Genomic DNA, 18,458 nt, shown 5'->3' on the forward strand with positions numbered 1-18,458 from the left:
ACTTTACTCTTCACATACTCCAGATTGATTTAAGAGGCGTAAGTGTTAATTGACGTACGTTTGCCGTTCCTTCTTTTGAAAATAAATTTACCTTATTTGCTTTTTCATGAGGAAAGACAAGGCTGGTAACTGCAATCCTTCCACTGTTGGCAAAGACCTCAATGGATGACGCATCCACGAAGATTTGAAGATTTATTGTTTCACCGTCCATGTTCAAGGGTGCTTCCTGGATAGCAGCGAATGATTCTGAGAAACTATTATCACCAGCAGCCGTACGATCAACGATTAACAATTCCTTCACTGCATCATAACTGATTGTTGTTTTTTCCTCCTTGGAATTCATGACGGATAAACCGAATAATTCTGCGGTCTCTTTTTCAAATTCAACCTCTATCTCTGTTAATTCACTGATCTTGTAAGAAATTGGTTTATTTTCGTCAAGAGCTAGATCTTTAAATGACTCCGCTTCCCCGCGGATGCTATTGATTTCCGCTACAGGTGACTGCACGATTCGCAGACCGGCGGCCGTGGATGTTAAAGATAATTCTCTTGGTAATGTCATCGCACTGCGCCATTCTTCTGTTGGCAATTGATTAGCATAGCGCCAGTTGCTCATCCAACCAATATAGATCCGCCTGCCATCCTCTCTTGGAATATCAGACCAGCTCACACCTGCATAGTTATCTCTGCCATAGTCCAGCCAAAGAACGGCTTCTTCAGAATGTTCATTCAGAAAGGTTGTGCCATCAAAGTCCCCGACAAAATACTGCGTTCTGGATCCTTCTTTGAATTTCGGGTTATCTCCAATACTTACGAGCATGACCCATTTCTTGTTCTCTTGTTCTCCATCAATGGGCAATTGGAATAGATCCGGGCATTCCCAGACACCGTCATGTGATCCTTCATTCATTCCAAACACACTGGCAAACTCCCACTCTCTCAAGTTCGTGGATGTGTAGATTGTAACGGTTTGACCCGTTGCCAGCACCATCACCCATTTGTTTGTTTCTTCATGCCAGAACACTTTTGGATCACGGTAGTCTGTAATGTCCACATCAGAAAGGACTGGATTCCCTTCGTAAGTTACCCATGTTCTTCCATCATCTTTGCTGTATGCCAAGCTTTGACGCTGTCGTGGCAGCTCTGTGCCAGGATAGTTATCTGCATGAGTAAAAATCGCAACCAAACCTGGGGCGTCCTCAAAAAATCCCGTAGTATTGTTCCAATCCACAACCGCGCTTCCCGAGAAAATGGCACCATGCTCATCCGGGTATAATGCAATAGGCAACTCTTCCCAATGGATCATGTCTTTGCTTACTGCATGTCCCCAGTGCATAGGCCCCCATGTAGTACCATGCGGATGATACTGATAAAATAAATGATACTCTTCGTTGAAAAAAACCATCCCGTTCGGATCGTTCATCCATTTTTCCTTGGGGGAGAAATGAAATTGCGGGCGATGATTCTCTTTATATTGAACTGTCATGAACACTCTCTCCTTTTCGAGGCTTTCGCCAGATTACAAGTAAATGTCGGACACCGCCCAAACTATTGACAAAAACCGTCCATATTCCGGTGGTGACAGGCACTTGTAAAATGATTACTGTCTATCAAATCCTGCTTGTTTAATCTCAAGCCATTCGGATAAACCTAGGCGTTCCAATTCTTCGAGGTATTCCGCCCATTCTGCTTCTATTTGTCCATTGGTAATCCATTCCGCACGCTTTCTGTTTACATATGGAATCAAGTCCGCTTCGATCTTGGAAAGGCGATCAAGTTCCTCTTTATCGAAAAATACTCTCGGGTAGATATTTTCTGCTTTCATGTGTGGTACCATGACTTCTTTCATCAAGTTCAATCTCCACGCAGCATCGTCAGGCTTGGTTGTAACCGTACCATAGTAGCTGTCTAAAATTGCAAGAGGTCCACCGACAGAAGTTTTTTCACGCAATTCAACAGGTGCCGTACCGTCAAGAGGCAAGTGTCTTAGCATTTCTTCCTCTTCATCCCACGCAAAAATGTTTTGTTGTTCATCATCACCATAGGTACCCCAGTTGTTTTGTACAGATTGTGCTGGATCATAAAGCTCGTCAATCCACTTCGCTGTCAATTCAAGGTTTTTATTGGCACTTGTAATAACCATTCTGGAGCGGTCAAAGCCCATTCCATTGGTTCTTGTGACGTTCTTGTGCCCATCTGGCCCGAATAAAGGAGGCATTAAATCGTATTTGTCGTTCATACCTGTAATATTTCCTTTATCCCATGTGAAGTACATTCCATAGCGTCCTTCTTGTCCTTTGGCCACATATGCAGGCCATTCATGCTCAAATGCCTCAATATCAAGAAGTCCCTCATCATACAAATCGTTCATGAATTTGATTGCTTCTATATATCCTTCGTCCGCTGCAGTCAATTTTACTTCGCCATCATTTGTCACTACTGTGCGATCCCAGTTATCGCCAAGGCCGAATGCTCCAAATAGGAAGCCTGGATCTTGTCCACCGTCATTGATGATAAATGACATGGGAATTGTTTGGCCATCTCCTGCAGGATCGTTATCTCTAAAGGCAATCAATACTTCTTTCAATTCATCAGTTGTAGTCGGCATTTCCAGTCCTAGTTGGTCAAGCCACTCCACATTGATCCAAGGGAAATTATCGACAGAATGAATGCTTTCTTTCCCTTCCCCTAATTCTTCAATCCAAGGAAAGGCATAAATATTTCCATCAGGAGCTGTCATCATCGCTTCGTATTGGGGAGCTTTCTCCAAAATAGCTTTCAGGTTTGGCATATAATTTTCAATCAAATCGTTAAGTGGAATAATTGCTTCGTCTTCTGCAAGCTTTAACAGTTCATAGTCACTGAATGCAGCATTTTTGATCGCATCCGGCATTTCGCCAGTAGCCATCGCAAGGTTTCTTCTTTCTCCAAATATTTCGCCAGTGAAGTTTCTCCACTCAATGTGAACACCTGTTTTTTCTTCTAATCTTTCATAAATCAATTTTTCGTTCGGATCATCAGGAGCCAGCGGAGAACTCGATGTCATTATTTTCAGTGAAATGTCCTCCTGGTCCAACGGGAAAGTAATATTTTCTAACTCATGATCATCGGACCATGTCTGTTCTGCATTATTAGAACAACCAGCAATCAATAATACACTTGCCAGCAAAGAAGCCAGGAGTACTTTGTACATCTTTTTCATAACTTAACCCCACTTTTCATTTTTTTAAGTATTTATTTTAATGACCCAACCATAACTCCTTTTTCAAAATACTTCTGGAAGAACGGATACATAATCAATAAAGGTAAACTTGCCACAACAATGGACGAGTACTTAATCATTTCTGCGATTTTCTGCATCTCCGCACGAGCCAGTTGATCGGCAATCATGCCTGGCTGTACCTCGTTCTGGATGAGTATTTCACGCAATACAAGTTGAAGCGGATAGAGTGAACGGTCATCCAGATAAATCATCGCTTGGAAATATGCATTCCATTGACCGATAAAGGCGAATAGTGCCAGTACAAAGATAATCGGTTTGGCTAAAGGCAATACGATTTTCCAGAAAATCATCAAGTCTGATGCACCATCTATTCTTGCGGCCTCTTTCAGCTCATTTGGTATCGCTTTAAAGTAGGTCCTTGCCAATATAAGATTCCAAACTCCCACTGCACCCGGGAGAATAATGGCCCAAGGTGTATTCAACAATCCCAATGAACGGACTACTAAATAGGTCGGAATCATTCCACCATTGAAAAACATGGCAATCAGGAAGAAGATAACGAAGAATTTTTTCCCGACAAGATCGTCCACAGATAATGCATAACCGGCAAGAACGGTAAAGCTGATGGCTACAAATGTAAATCCTGATGCATAGAGGACAGAGTTGAAGAAGCCTCTCATAATTGTTCCATCTTGGAAGATTCGAATATATCCGTCAACCGTCCAATGATCAGGGTTGAAGGACAGTCCTTTTGTAGCCAGGATTTGCGGCTGTAAAAACGAGCCAAGTAAGACATATAAGAGAGGGACTGTAACAACGACTACAACCAGACCCAACAACACTTTATTGACCAGAAGAATTATCCGGTCTGTTTTTGAGCTGTTTAATAAATGGGTACTTTTAGAACTACTCATCGTTTTCCTCCTTTCCTAATAAAGCGTTTCGCCTTTAAGTTTTTTCACTACTTGATTCGCTGTTGCTAGTAGTACAAGACCAATCACGGTATTGAATAAACCTACCGCAGCACCGAAGGACCAATCTCCTGCCAAGAGCCCCCGCTTATACACATACGTATCGATAATTTCAGAAGCTGGTAAGTTCCGATCTGTTTGTAACAAGTAGGCTTTTTCAAATCCGACACCCATAATTCCTCCAATTGCAAGAATGAAAAGAACCGCCATCACCGGTTTCAGTACCTGCAGATCGATATGCCAAATTCTCTGTAAGAGGGAGGCACCGTCGATTGTTGCTGCATCATGCAGTTGTGGATCAGAATTGGATAGGGCCGCAACATAGACAATGGATGCAAAGCCTGCCCCCTGCCATATACCCGATGTAATAAAGATGGTCCTGAAATAATCAGGTTCCGACATAAATGAGACAGGTCGATTCATAAACAATTCAAGCAATCCATTAATCGGTCCTGCCGGAGATAAGAAGAGAAACAGCATCCCGGCTATAACTACCGTTGAAATGAAATAAGGTGCATAGATAACCAACTGAATGTTCTTTTTGATTCCCGACCTTCTAATCTGATGAAGCATAAGAGCCAATATGACCGGGACAGGAAACCCGATCAACAATTCATAAGAACTCAGTTTAATCGTATTCAGGAAAATCTGTAGAAAGTTTGGTGAGGTCAGGAAACTGGTGAAATGAGCTAAACCAACCCAGTCGCTTCCCCAAATTCCTTTTGTCACACTAAAGTTCTGAAAAGCAATCAGCACCCCATACATTGGTATATAGTTGAAAATAAAAACAGATAACAAAGCTGGTGCAAGGAATAAGTACAAAACCCAATTTTTCTTTATGTAGGCCATTCGATTCTGCTTCCTTTTTTGTGTTTTAGGAACTTTCGTGACCTGACTTGTAATTTCTACCGGCTTGTCCAGAGGTTCTAAACCCTGACTCATGAATATCACCCCTTTATATATTTTTTGTGATTTGTTCTTCAAACCCTTCGTTTCCTTCAGACCTATTGCGGATGCAAGATAGCGCTTTCTTGGTTCAAATATAGCAAAATTAAAAGAAAGGATAGTTTAATATTTTTGGGTTAAGTGTTTTAAAATTTTCGGTAGTTGAAACCGGATACACTTTTCCTCAACAAGCGGCTAAAAAATAATTTTCTAAAAAACAGGCTCTGTTAAACACCGCTGTTGATTTCCGCAAAAGGCTTCGCTTATCCAAGGGCGACAATCTTGAGCCTCTGCGGGCTTTGCTCTGTGGGGTCTCAAGATTGCCGCTACTCCCCCCGCTAGAGTTTACGCCTTTTGCTCCAATTCAACAGCTAGAAATCATCACAATTTCAACATTTAACTTTAAATGAGCCAAAAAATAAAAACCTTCGCTAAACACGAAAGGTTTCCTCAAAAGCTTGAATAATATTAAAGAGCTTCAGAGGGAAAGCTCTGCATGTGAAGCCTTTTCTTTTCTCGGAAAGGAATGGGAGGCGACTTTTGTCATGAAATAGGCTGCGAGACTTATACCGAAAACAAGTATTAATGCCGGAATTACCATATAGGCGTAAGCAACAACTGCAAGCAATGCAAGCAGGAAGATGGTATAAAACGGTTTTGCAACCGCTAGAATTACCGCATGAAAAGGGTACTTTAAGAGCTTCAAGTCAAAATGGACGAAGATCGGGAATATATACAATAGGCTCAAGAGATAGAGAATACCTATGACAACCGTTGCACTTGCCAAAGCCAATTGAAGAATGCCGTTGTCCATCTGCTGAAGCACTCGGATATCCAAATATAGAATAAATCCCACCATGATCATCAGATACCCTATTAAATTGGACATGATGAACTCTGATTTAAAATGATTCCAGAAGGATTTAATAATAGCTGTATCCTCATCCTCCATTATCATTTGCTTTAAAACTGCAAACATTGCCGCAGTTGCGGGGAACAGTCCTGCTATTAAAAGACCTGAAATAGAAAATAAAACCCATAGAAGGTTGAGTAATACTAGATTAAATGCCCAATTTCCTAATCGAATATACCATTGCGACATATCAAACATATGATGTACACCTCCATCACAATGACGGAAATAATTCCGTCTCCCAACACTTTATCAAAGATTACCAGGAAGATAGTTTAATATTTTCGGGTGAGGACATTTAATATTTTCGGGTGTTGGAAACGCATACAAAAATTAAAGATAATACTCTGTTAAAAGTGATTGTTGAGATTGAGAAGGTTTCTAGCTGTTGGATGGAACAAAAGGCGAAGACTCCCTGCAGGGGGGTAGCGATAATCTTGAGACCCCGCAGGAGAAGCGCGAGGAGGCTCAAGATTGTCGCACTTGGGTAAGCGAAGCCTGTTGCGGAAATCAACAGCGGCTTTTAACAGAGCCAAAGATAAAATAGCTTTGGCTACACGCAAAAACCTCCAACAATTTTATTGGAGGTTTCCATCTCATTCATACTCCTGTAAGGCATTGTTAATTTTTTCAACCGCTTCATCTGCCGCTTCCTTAATATCCCTGCCTTTAATGCCCACATCTTCAAATAATACCTTTACAGTATCGCTAACTACGGAATAAGCGGGGGTCACCGGCCGGTTTTTGGAATGATTCTGGCCTTGTTGAATAAAGATATTTTTGGGATACTCGTTTAACTCAGGAAGAGCCTCTGCTACCGAATACCTAGCAGGGATTTCACCTGTGAGTTCCGCAAACTTTTTAGAGCCCTCATAGCTTGTCAGGAATTTAACGAATTCCCAGGCCTCCTCCGGATATTGGGTTTGGGACGAAATTCCGATGGCCCACCCTCCGCTTGGAGTCACCTGATATTCTCCCATCGGCAGCGGTGCGACTCCGAAGTCCTCTTCAAGTGAAAAGTCTTGAATGTTCTCTAACTCCTGCAAATCCCAAGATCCCAAAATGGTCATCGCAAGCTTCTCTGTCTCAAAAGCTGCTGGAGGTAATTGCATAGTAGCCACATTATGTTTTAGATAGAGGTCTTGGTAGAATTGCAGTGCTTTTAAAGATTCTTCGGAGTTCAAGTAACCTTCCGCTGTTGTTCCGTCAGGACTCAGTACACTTCCTCCGAACTGCCATAGAATGGGCATCTTGAAATAGGCGGGTCCTTCCCCGTCCGTGAATCCCTGAGCTGGATCTATTCCATATACTTCTTGATTAGGATTGCTAATTTTTAGTGCAATCTCCAAAACCTCTTCCCATGTCAACGGATTGTCGGGATCTTGTGAAGGAAAAGGGATGCCGGCTTTTCTGAACAAATGCTTATTGTAATACAGGGCAATGCTCGATTCGACAATGGGTGCAAGATATATTTCCTCTTCATAGGTTAATCCAGTAATGGTCGGCTTTGAGATGTCGGCAATATCGCCTTCCTCTTTCATGTACCGGTCTAAAGATAAAAGCGATCCTGCATTGGCATAGAGCCCTAAGTTGGGACTGTCGATTGTCATTATATCCGGGTGGTTTCCTGCAGCCAATTCCGTACGAAGACGTAATTCATATTCCTGTCCCCAATACTGTGCCTGCATATTGATTTTTATATCGGGATATAGCGCCTCAAAGTCTGCTACTAATTGTTCATACGCAGAATTGAATGACGCATTTCCTAGATTACGCCAAAAGGTGAGCTCTATTTGTTCTACACTTTCCGCTTCCTCCCCGTTTTCTACCGTTTTATCAGAGTAGCTATTTTCAAACAGGACATACCCTGCTGCTATGACAAAAGCCAACATTACAAGGATAAGGGCTATCTTTTTCATAAGATCACCTTTCTTTCTATTTACCTCAGCTGTCACGGTTTATGGATTTACGATATTCTGCAGGTGAATAACCAAATTGCTTTTTGAAAACTGTACTGAAATACCCTGAATTGGAGAAGCCGACAAGGTGCGCAACGTCAATGATCTTAAGCTGTGGGTCCTTTAGAAACTTTTTGGCATTCTCCATTCGCAGGCAATTTAGATAATCACTAAAATTTTGGCCTACATGATTTTTAAAAATCTCGGATAAATAAGCACTATTAATATGGAATTGTTTTGATAAGCTGGAGAGTGTAATTTCGCTAGCATAATGAGACTCAATGAAACGCCTTGCATTTTCCACCAATCCAGAACCACTTGAAGAAGATCGGACTTCCTTAACCTTCTGTACAATAGCCTGGGCCAATTGTTGAAGTTGCTCTTTCACCCTGATTTGGGAATTGAGTTCCCATATGCTTTGCTGACAATTCCAGATTCTATCTTTCATCTCCACCGTATCCATGTCATATTTTCTGGCAAGTGAGCCCAATAGAAATAGAACCCGGTTGGCCAGAAAGGAAAATGCCATCATGGAGAGATTTCCTCCTAAAACATCTTGAAGGGAATCTTGGAATGCCCTTTGGTCGGCATTTTCAATGGCATTCGTTAGTCTCTTCTCCACATCCAAGGTGAAGTTGAACACCTCGTTTTGAGCCGTCCCTTCAATCACCTGTGAATGGCTCCCAACCTGACTTTGACTCCAAGAGAGCAGTGCGGAAATATACCCGTTCTTAAATTGCTGAAAACCTTTGACACCCTTCCCGATGCCGATAACCGTTTCTACTTTCAAATATACTTTTACTTTGGCCTGCAAGTTTCTGATAAAATCCGATGAATGCGTTAAGGGTGCACCATGGTTTTGATGTATGAAGTGAATCATATTAGAATAGCCTGCATCATAGAAGAAGTGTGTACCTTCATTCCTTTCAGCATATTCCTTGCAGAGCATCTTGAATGGCAGTAGCAGCTCCTTCAATTCATCGGGGTTTCCTTTTGCACTTCTCATTTCAACCGTTACGAATTGAACCTCGGTGTTCTCCTGTGCCAAAGTCTCCAGTTGCAACTGCTTTAACCTATCCTTGGCTACATTATATTCCGTAAATTCCTCTTTCACTAAATACAGCAAATACTGTTCGCGCATCTCCTCCAGCTGGTTATGCACAAACCTGTTCATGCGCTCCGATTCTATTTGCTTTTTCTTTTCCTTCTCTGCTTCGATGCGGATTCGTTGCAGTGCCTCCTCCAATTCATCAGGAGCAACAGGCTTAAGAAGGTAATCTTTTACTCCCGCCTTCATCGATGATTTTGCATATTCAAAATCGGAATACCCCGATAGCACGATTACTTTTATATCTGGGTACTCCACATGGCATCGCTTAACAAATTGCATCCCATCCATGATGGGCATGCGAACATCTGTAATGACGATGTCCACCTCTTTTTCTTTCAGAATCTCGAGGGCTTCCTGACCGTTTGCTGCCTCAGCGACAATTTCAAAGCCTGCCTGTGCCCAATCTATTTTCATTCGGAGACCTTTGCGTATTTGAATTTCGTCATCACTAATTAGCACCTTCATCATGTATATCCCCCTTAACTTTTATACATAATGTAATCTTCGTTCCTTTGTTCCGCTCAGAATCAATTTGAAAGCTAAAATCATCCCCATAATAGAGTTTCAATCTACCTAGGACATTCTTCAACCCGATACTTGTCCCTTTACTTGCCAAAACAATAGTGGAATCATTCATATCTGCATTCATCAAATCTAATTTGACTCCCTCTGACATCCCGATGCCATTATCTTCAACCGAGATGAATACCTGGTCCTCTTCTTTTACTGTCTTTATAATTATTTCTGCATGGGTGTTCTCCATAAAGCTGTATTTGGCTGCGTTTTCCACAAGCGGCTGTATGATAAATTTGATTATTGGCAACGACTTTGTTTCCGGTTCCTCTACAATACTAATGGAAATAGCATCTTCGTACCTGACTTTGAGAATGTCTGTGAAATTGCGTATATAATTAATCTCCTTACCCAAAGGTACAACATCGGTAAGGGTATTCAAGGAATAGCTCATCATCCTCCCTAAATAGACACTGACATTGATGACGTCTTTGTTTTTCCCCTGTGCTGCCAATCCTCCAATAATCTCAAGCGTATTATTCATAAAATGAGGATTGATCTGGAGAAGCAATGCTTTATATTCTGCATCTTTTCGGCGAAGATTTGCTTCATACTCAATTTTTATCAATTTATTCAGCTGGTCAATGGTCTGGTTAAACACTTTAATGTGATAGCCAACTTCGTCGTTTGGTGTCTTTATTGATGGCATATAGTGTGTTGCACCTGTGAAATCTCCCCGCTCGATATATTCCATCGCTTTGGTCATCTTTCCAAGAGGTCGTACGATGTTTGTGGAAAACAAATAGGAAGCGAGAATCGTCAAAATAAAAATGAGTCCAGAAGTATAAAGCAATCGATTTTGCAATTGATTTACTTTGGAAAACAACTCTGATTTGGTGATCTCACTGAATAGAATCCAATCCCCTACAGAGAGTTTTTGATAGAAAACAAGGTATTCCTCCCCATTGTGAGAACTTTCTATCAGTCCCTTACTTTTTGCACTATTCACTATTTCCCTTAAACTATCGTCTAGTACAACCTCGGGAGTGCTTACGCTTCCTGTCAGAACATTTTCACCGGTGCTGCTCAGTAAATGTACACGGCCATTTTCCCCTAGTGTAACTTTCTCTAGGGCTGTTTCTAGCAAGGTCGATGGCAGATTCACTTTTATCACTCCGAATTGATTAAGCGTGTAGATATCATATAAAGGGATTACAAAACTATTTACATAGCTTTGTACATAAGGTTGCTGATAAGCGTCTGTATGGGCCTTGATCCATCGCTGGTTTTTCTCTGAGTACTCTTGAAACCACTCGACCTCAGAGAGAAAGGGATGGTTTGTCCATATTCCGGTGCCATCATTCAAAAAAACTGAAATGGACATGGTATTGGAATTATTTAAGGTCATGGAGGACAGCCAGATTTTTAATTCATTTCGAATAAAATGGAGCTCGGCCAAAGAGGCATTGTCGCTCTCTTCCAACTGTAGCCATTGCTGAGTGGTCTGGTTTACTAACACCTGTTTACCAAGGTCCTCTGCTTGTACAGTTACAGAGTCCAAATATAATGAATATTGATCCATCATATCAATGGTGTTGTTTTTAGTCTGATCTTCAATAACCGAAGTAAACCAGCTTGGTATAATAATGGATAAAACAATAAATGGAACCGTTAACATAATAGTGAAAATAAAAAATAGCCGATTTCGTAAGGAAAAAAACATATTTGCCCCCAGGGAAGATATCATATTAAATAATAATTTTATTCTAATGAAATAAAGGTCTAATTTTTAACGCAAAATTTTGCTATCATACTATTCTTATAAATTAACAGATGAATCGGTGGCTGTCACTGTCGTATTTAAGGTGCAACATTTAGAGGAGTTTGTTTCATGCAGATTTAATCTTAAATCACTTACCCATTTTTCTATCAGAAACCACTATAGCCAGCGACAAAGAAGCACCAACAAATAATTGCTCAATATTTTCTAACATTAAATATGGTGTGAAGTTCCTTAACTTAGGTCCTCACACCATATTTTATTACATTTTAAAAGGGAGACGGATTGGCATGCCTGTCCCCTCAACACCTAAGCATAAATACCACATTTCAGGAAAGAATAGCCACATCATATAAAATACTGGATAAAGCGAGTTGATTGATTTGTACACTGAGATATATCCCATTGAGGTAAATCTTTTATGGTTCTATGTTGCTGTCATGTTCTTAGCTGCTGTTATTTTTGCGATTATGGGTTTTAAACGAAGAGGGCTACCTAGAGCAGAATACTTAATTGCGTTTATTATTGTGGCTTGGTCTGGAACTGCTTATTCTGCAATGGCGTTAGGGCAGGGGCATGTTACCATCGGGGATAAAGTAACCTATTTCGCACGATATTTGGATTGGTTAGTGACAACTCCACTTTTACTTGTGGCGCTAGCTTTTACAGCGATGCATTATATGCCAAAAGATAAGGTGTTAATTGGAGGGCTGATAGCTGCAGATGTATTTATGATATTGACAGGCCTGATTGCAGACTTATCTCCCTCTCCGGTAAGGTACTTTTGGTATGGTTTAGGTTGGATAGGACTAATGTTTATCATGTATATCCTCTGGTGGCCCCTTAGACAGAAGGCCATGTCACAAAGTAGTAAGCTACATCGCTTCTACCTTATTGTTGCCGGATACCTTACCATTCTTTGGTTTGGATACCCTACATTTTGGATTCTTGGGCCTTCTGGTGTTCATCTTTTTGACCAAGTAACGGATACAATCCTTTTTGTATTTCTTCCAATCTTGTCCAAAGCCGGGTTCAGCCTCATTGACTTACTTGGTCTGCAGAAGCTAGGAAAGAATTCAACTAAAGTACCCCAGCCTATACAGTAATTTTGGGGGAAGTTTCGTAAGGAGATTAAATCAGACGATACCTCCTCTCCCCAAAATATTTCCTTGCAAAATAATTCAGAACATAATATTATTATCTTAATAGCACATGAGTTAGTGTTATGCTCAATCTTTGAGCCTATATACTCCAAAGGGGAGTAGCTGACAGTTATTTCGACAATACGTGATAGTAATATCACCGGCTTAACTGGCAACCTTAACGTTGTTTGCGAGACCTTTGCCATTATGGTAAAGGGATATATTTGTGCATTTCCAAACCTTTACCATGCAATTGGTAAAGGTTTTTTGTATTTTCCGGGGAGGGAATGACCATCTAAACAACACATTCACTAAGACCTAATCTAGAATTAAAAACTCATCTGAAAAGGAGAAAAACGAACGTAATTGAAACACTTACCTGATAAAAATCTATTAATTTGGTTAACCTTTTTTGTCACTTTGAAACTATATGCAGTGTCGATTTTAACCTTGGACCTTCACAATCCACCAAGATCATTGGCATTACCATCAGCACCAGCCATTTAAATGAACCTTGTTTTACATGATGAACATAAATAATAGATTACTGGAGCGGAGGAAAATGTATGGATATTGGATTGTTGCTTGAATACGGTTGGGTGTTGCTCATTCTAATTGGTTTGGAAGGAATTCTTGCTGCAGATAATGCGCTTGTTATCGCAACGATGGTCAGGCATTTACCTGAAAATCAACGAAAAAAAGCTTTATTTTACGGATTGGCAGGGGCATTTGTGTTCCGATTCGGATCCTTGTTCCTTATCTCCTACCTTGTACACATATGGCAGGTTCAGGCTGTAGGGGCATTATATTTGTTGGGGATCGCTTTATATCATCTTTTGAAAAAGCATGTATTAAAGCCTAAACTCATAAAGCATGCGGAGGAAAAGAAAGGCTCCGGCTTCTGGATGACCGTTATTAAAGTAGAGCTGGCTGACATTGCCTTTGCTGTTGATGCCATCCTTGCTGCAGTTGCACTTGCCGTGATGCTTCCGACGACAAACCTTCCGACAATTGGTGGTTTAGATGGTGGACATTTCGCGGTCATCTTAGCAGGCGGAATCATCGGATTGATCATCATGCGATTTGCAGCAGGTTACTTTGTTACCTTGCTTGAAAAAAGCCCTGGTTTAGAAACTGCAGCATTCTTTGTGGTCGGTTGGGTAGGGGTAAAACTTGGAGTGTACGCACTTTCCCATCCGGAACTGGCGATCCTTTCAGAAGGATTTGCTAAAGGCGCTCCTTGGAAAATTACATTCTGGGCTGTACTTGTGTTAATCGGTGTGTTTGGGTGGATTCTCTCCAAAGAGAAACCAAAGGTACAACAGGTGGCAAATTGATATGATGGGTTGCAGGGACACATAGTCCTGCAACCCATTTTTAATTGAAATATTTCATCACCTTCTCTGCTTTGTGTAAGCTGTATGTGGAAGGTTGATATGTTCTTTGTTTCTTTGGAATCTCCAGGTTTCTTCAAATACAGGATATGAAAAGAAACCCACTTCATTTTAATGAAGTGGGCCAATTTACGTGTCTTATATACGTTCTACATACTCGCAAAGAGGAAGCAGAGAACCTTCCCAATGATTCTTAGTTGTTATCCGGATCTGTGTCGTCGTGGTAAGTTGAGTTTCCTGTCTTTGCGTCGAATGTCCAGTCGACTTTAAGTGTGTCGCCTTGGAATTGGTTTTGATCTTCGCCATTATCGACAAACTCAAATAGTACAAAGATTTTCTCTTCTTGTCCTACAGGGATTCCATCTGGAACTGGTAAAGCACCAGTCTGGTCATTACTTCCAATAAACGAACCGATTGCCGTTACATCCGGTGTTTCTCCTACTAATTCAGCTAATGTTGTTTCAACGGCTATGTTAGTGGCACTGCTTGTATTGTACATAATCGTTACTTTGATATGTTCTGCCATATCTTCTGTATTGTCACCTTTTACATCTTCCACTTGATACTTTGTATCTAATAATACTTGATAGATATCAAGTGTTCCATTGTTTTTAAGTGTGAATTCCCGGTAAATTTCATCCCCCGGCTTGATGTTGTCAATGTTCACAACGGCGCTTGGATTCATCGCTAAATCCAATTTACCCGCAGCAAAAGTATTCTGTGTTGCCTCTGCATCACTAAAGTATGAAAATGTTCCTCCCCCAATCAATGATAAACCTAACGCTGCACTCATAATCCCTTTACTTACATTCTTAGTAAAACTCATCAATGAATCCTCCTTATTAATAATAAAATAATATAGTAAACTCTTATGTATTTTTGTTGATACATAGGAGATGAAACCAAGTCATCATGCTTTGCTTCCTTCAAGCTCGTTCTTAGCAACAATAATGGAACGGAATGCAGAAATCAGCAATAAGAACCCTGGAATAATTAACAATAGAGCTGAGCCTGCTTTTGAATTGGAATAATTAAGGGCATATCCTATATATGGAATCGTAAAGTTGGTGTACTTTCCGATGATATTTTGTGCTTGTACCGTCCATAGATCGGGGCCGTTATTGTTATCCCCTTTTGTTTTATACACTGCTTGTCCATTCTCTTTTTGGACATCGATGATTCTGTGTGTAATGAGCTTATCTTCCATGCGAAAGGTAATAATATCGCCTATTTTATAAGAAGTATGCTGATCTCCCAGTTTTATTGAAATAATGGACCCTGTTTGGAATGTCGGTTCCATGGATCCTGATAATACCGCTTTTACCTGGTATCCCATAAAGGTCGGTTCCCCTCCCGATAGTCTGGAAGAAAGAACGATAAATGCTGCCAAACATATTATTATAAGAAAGATCGTTCCTATTACACTACTCACTATGCCACGCAGTTTCTTCTTCATGTGTTGTCACCTGCTTATCATTCGTTATTTCCGTTGATTCTTCATCTGTTATCTCCATTGGTGCTTCATCCTGAGATTCAGAGTTCTCTGAATTTGGATTAGTCTGTGGTTGTCCAATTATAGGTTTCTCTTGGTCTGGATTAAACTGAGGTTGTTCTATAGAAGGTTCTTCTTGATCTTCTAATTCCTGTATCTGCAATAAGATAGAAGAATGAATGGCCTCAATGTGTGAAAAGTCGACAGTTGCTTGTACCTTTTTCAACAATTCTTCAATATGCTGAAAACCCCTACGGACAAAATCATATGTATGGGCGTTCGACACTTCCTCCTTCTGCATGTCCATGTGATATAAGGACACTTCATCATATAGATTTTGGAGGGTGCCTAATTGGCGAGTGAGTTCCTCTTTCATCGCTGTCACTTCATCCAGTTTCCTATATAATTCTTCCATTGATGCATGGGGTGAAGGATCAGCGATTGTTTTTACATTGTGTTCCATGCTTGTTGACACCTTGTGTGCACGATTCTCCAGTTCTTTAATGGTTGCCGGAAAAACAAACGCCGCATTCACGGTGATGGATTCTGGTGAAACACGACTTGAAAATGCCGCTTCTGTTTCTCCTACCAGCTGAGTCCCGGCATAAAAGGCCATACAACATAAGGAAGATAGCAGAATGTCTCTATGAATTCGTCCCCTCAAATAATTATCCCCCTTTGCTGAACCATTTGACTCTAAGTATACAGAATGTTAAAAAAAAGAAAATTGGGTTAATTTGATGCGGAAATAGGTAGGGATTCTGTCGAATGTTGCCGTGCAACGGAAAAATCGCATAAAATCCTACAAAAAATAACCCAATTGATTAAATCGCTTGTTTCCTCAATAATCAAAATTGTTAGATATCTCATTTCAACGAGAGGGTGAATGTGTTTGAAAAAGAAAAAGCAGAAGAAAATCAGTAAAAAAGCAGCCATTCCTGCAGTACTGGCTCTATCAGTAACATTGGGAGGTTTAGTACCATCTGTACCTGGATTTGTAGGAACATCAAGCATTGTTTCCGTACATGCCGAGGAAATGAGTAAGCAAGAGATTGTAAAGGCGTTCCTTCAATCTAAAGTACAGGAGAAAACCAAATCCTTGGTTGTGGGGGATCAATTCAAGATCATCAGCGAGGAAACGGATAGCGAAACAGGTACATACCATGTACGCACTATCGAGCAGTATCAAGGGATACCGATTTTTGGTTCAGGCCAAACCGTTGCATTAGATGCCAATAACAATGTATATGCATCGTTTGGTAATGTTACACAAAAGCTTGCACGTATTGTCATCCCAACAGAAGCATCTATTGCAAAAGAAGAAGCTGAGAACATCGCCAAAGCGGATGTGGCATCTGACATGGGCGTGGCTGAACTGAAAACGTACGATGGCATGGACACGGAGTTAATGATTTATCCGCATGAAGGGAAATACTACTTAACTTATTTAGTGAAAGTATCTACATCCACACCTTCTCCAGGGTATTATCATTACTTCGTGGATGCAACGAACGGAGAGGTAGTCAACAGCTTTAACGCATTGCATGAAGTGGACCCTACAACTCTTACAGTTGCTCAAGGAAGAGGATTAAACGTATATGGAAAAATGCAGTATTTCCCTATAGGAAAAGATACGGCAACTGGAACCAGTTATTTATATGGCGGTTCTATCGCTGGGGGAACATTTGGAAAACCAAATATTGTACCTATCGCGACGTTTGATGCACGCCGTATGCCTGAAACACCATTCATCTTGCTTTCAGCACTTTTAGGTTTCACTGGATTTGAAGTAAAGACAACGAGTTCCAGCAATTTCTTCCATGATCCTGCAGCTGTTTCAGCTCATACTAATGCTGATAAAATAAACAAATACTTCCAACAAGCACACAAACGTAATGGTATAGACGGCAATGGTACCCCATATATTAGTACGGTGCATATCGGTTCTAAGTGGAACAATGCCGCTTGGAACGGAAAACAAATGCTATACGGAGATGGTGATGGGATCCGTCTTGGTTCATTAGCAGGCGGATTGGACGTTGCTGGTCATGAAATCACTCACGGTGTCATTGAAAACACGGCAGATCTGATTTATCAAGATGAATCCGGTGCGATTAATGAATCCTTAGCCGATATCTTCGGGGAATTAGCTGAAATGTACTCATCCGGATCTTATGACAATCCTTCAGAGTGGGAAATGGGAGAAGATATTTATACTCCAACCATACCAGGAGATGGAGGTCTTCGTTCATTGAAAGATCCGCGTTCCAAAAAACTACCTGAAGCATATGGCCTGAGGGATAACAGTTATCCTGATCACTATGACGACCGTTATATCGGTGAATTGGACAGAGGCGGCGTGCATATTAACAGTAGCATCAATAATAAAGCGGCCTACTTAATTTCTGAAGGCGGCACAAACAACGGTATAACAATTACTGGACTTGGCCCTGCACAAACAGGCTCCATCTTCTACAGTGCATTAACAAAGTATTTGACACCTTCCTCTGGATTTAAAGAAATGCGCGAAGCCGCTATCCAAGCTACCCGCGATAAATTTCCAGATAAGAATGGACAACCATCACCACAGGTACAGACAGTCATGAATGCATATGATTCAGTTGGTGTTATGGGTGAATAATAGTGGGATTTATGGGACAGGTTCCTTGTCCCTAAAGTGATCTAGAAACGAGGGGTTTTCCCCTCGTTTCTTTTGATTTTAGACTCTTTACTATAAATAGAAGTCTTTTTAGTTAAAGGCTGTTTTCGTATTCTTTGTTGCTTTTTTGAATATTTGAACCATCCGTTATATTACTTACTGTCGTGCTCTTTTCCCTATTGTACTAAGAAAACTACTTGCATATATTAAAATTGTAAGCAGTAAAAAGTCCAATTGCCGACTTTTTTACAAGTAAATAGCAACCATTTTTGAGAAAAGAGCCTATTTAAAATAGTAGTTTTAGAACACAGGCTCCTTATATGTACCTTATTTTTCTTTTAATGCTGATTTTCAAGA

At 40.7% G+C, this 18,458-nt stretch carries 14 protein-coding genes; 3 read left to right on the plus strand and 11 right to left on the minus strand.

What is annotated here, in order from left to right:
* Positions 1 to 10: 10 nt before the first annotated feature.
* The 8 genes from LG307_RS20180 to LG307_RS20215 form a co-directional block, all read right to left on the minus strand.
* A complete protein-coding gene (locus LG307_RS20180) occupies positions 11 to 1,486 on the minus strand; it encodes a glycoside hydrolase family 32 protein (RefSeq protein WP_404445805.1) in 1,476 nt (491 codons plus the stop codon).
* 114 nt (positions 1,487 to 1,600) lie between these two features.
* Entirely contained in the window at positions 1,601 to 3,202 is a 1,602-nt protein-coding gene (locus tag LG307_RS20185; RefSeq protein WP_404445808.1) for an extracellular solute-binding protein, read from the minus strand.
* A 32-nt stretch (positions 3,203 to 3,234) separates the two neighbouring features.
* The gene (locus LG307_RS20190) at positions 3,235 to 4,137 is read right to left on the minus strand and encodes a carbohydrate ABC transporter permease (protein WP_404445809.1); all 903 of its coding nucleotides are present in this window, start codon (positions 4,135 to 4,137) and stop codon (positions 3,235 to 3,237) included.
* Between the two features lie 15 nt (positions 4,138 to 4,152).
* Positions 4,153 to 5,043 carry an ABC transporter permease gene (locus LG307_RS20195; protein ID WP_404450512.1) on the minus strand — a complete coding sequence of 297 codons (891 nt, stop codon included), beginning with the start codon at positions 5,041 to 5,043 and terminating at the stop codon, positions 4,153 to 4,155.
* A 574-nt stretch (positions 5,044 to 5,617) separates the two neighbouring features.
* Positions 5,618 to 6,250 (minus strand): YesL family protein, encoded by a 633-nt coding sequence (locus LG307_RS20200; RefSeq protein ID WP_404445812.1) that lies wholly within the window; start codon positions 6,248 to 6,250, stop codon positions 5,618 to 5,620.
* A 398-nt stretch (positions 6,251 to 6,648) separates the two neighbouring features.
* A complete protein-coding gene (locus LG307_RS20205) occupies positions 6,649 to 7,971 on the minus strand; it encodes an ABC transporter substrate-binding protein (protein ID WP_404445815.1) in 1,323 nt (440 codons plus the stop codon).
* A 25-nt stretch (positions 7,972 to 7,996) separates the two neighbouring features.
* A complete protein-coding gene (locus LG307_RS20210; protein WP_404445818.1) occupies positions 7,997 to 9,589 on the minus strand; it encodes a response regulator in 1,593 nt (530 codons plus the stop codon).
* A complete protein-coding gene (locus tag LG307_RS20215; RefSeq protein WP_404445820.1) occupies positions 9,570 to 11,357 on the minus strand; it encodes a sensor histidine kinase in 1,788 nt (595 codons plus the stop codon). The genes LG307_RS20210 and LG307_RS20215 overlap by 20 nt, the downstream gene beginning before the upstream one ends.
* Positions 11,358 to 11,788: 431 nt before the next feature.
* Here LG307_RS20215 and LG307_RS20220 point away from each other — a divergent pair, with 431 nt between their 5' ends.
* Positions 11,789 to 12,520, plus strand: coding sequence for a bacteriorhodopsin (locus tag LG307_RS20220; RefSeq protein WP_404445823.1), 732 nt, complete (start codon positions 11,789 to 11,791; stop codon positions 12,518 to 12,520).
* A 602-nt stretch (positions 12,521 to 13,122) separates the two neighbouring features.
* On the plus strand, positions 13,123 to 13,893 hold the full coding sequence (locus LG307_RS20225; RefSeq protein WP_404445826.1) for a TerC family protein: 771 nt from the start codon (positions 13,123 to 13,125) through the stop codon (positions 13,891 to 13,893).
* A gap of 250 nt (positions 13,894 to 14,143) precedes the next feature.
* Here the strand turns inward: LG307_RS20225 and LG307_RS20230 are convergent, their stop codons facing one another.
* The 3 genes from LG307_RS20230 to LG307_RS20240 form a co-directional block, all read right to left on the minus strand.
* Positions 14,144 to 14,776, minus strand: a complete 633-nt coding sequence (locus LG307_RS20230; protein WP_404445828.1) for a TasA family protein — start codon at positions 14,774 to 14,776, stop codon at positions 14,144 to 14,146.
* 84 nt (positions 14,777 to 14,860) lie between these two features.
* Complete coding sequence (gene sipW, locus LG307_RS20235; RefSeq protein WP_404445830.1) at positions 14,861 to 15,406, minus strand: signal peptidase I SipW; 546 nt, start codon at positions 15,404 to 15,406, stop codon at positions 14,861 to 14,863.
* Positions 15,375 to 16,106 (minus strand): DUF4047 domain-containing protein, encoded by a 732-nt coding sequence (locus tag LG307_RS20240; protein ID WP_404445833.1) that lies wholly within the window; start codon positions 16,104 to 16,106, stop codon positions 15,375 to 15,377. The genes sipW and LG307_RS20240 overlap by 32 nt, the downstream gene beginning before the upstream one ends.
* A 228-nt stretch (positions 16,107 to 16,334) precedes the next feature.
* Between LG307_RS20240 and LG307_RS20245 the strand changes: the two genes are divergently transcribed.
* Entirely contained in the window at positions 16,335 to 18,083 is a 1,749-nt protein-coding gene (locus LG307_RS20245) for a M4 family metallopeptidase (RefSeq protein ID WP_404445836.1), read from the plus strand.
* Positions 18,084 to 18,458: the final 375 nt, after the last annotated feature.

It is taken from the genome of Sutcliffiella horikoshii (assembly GCF_044809035.1).
In the GTDB taxonomy this organism is placed as follows: domain Bacteria; phylum Bacillota; class Bacilli; order Bacillales; family Bacillaceae_I; genus Sutcliffiella_A; species Sutcliffiella_A horikoshii_G.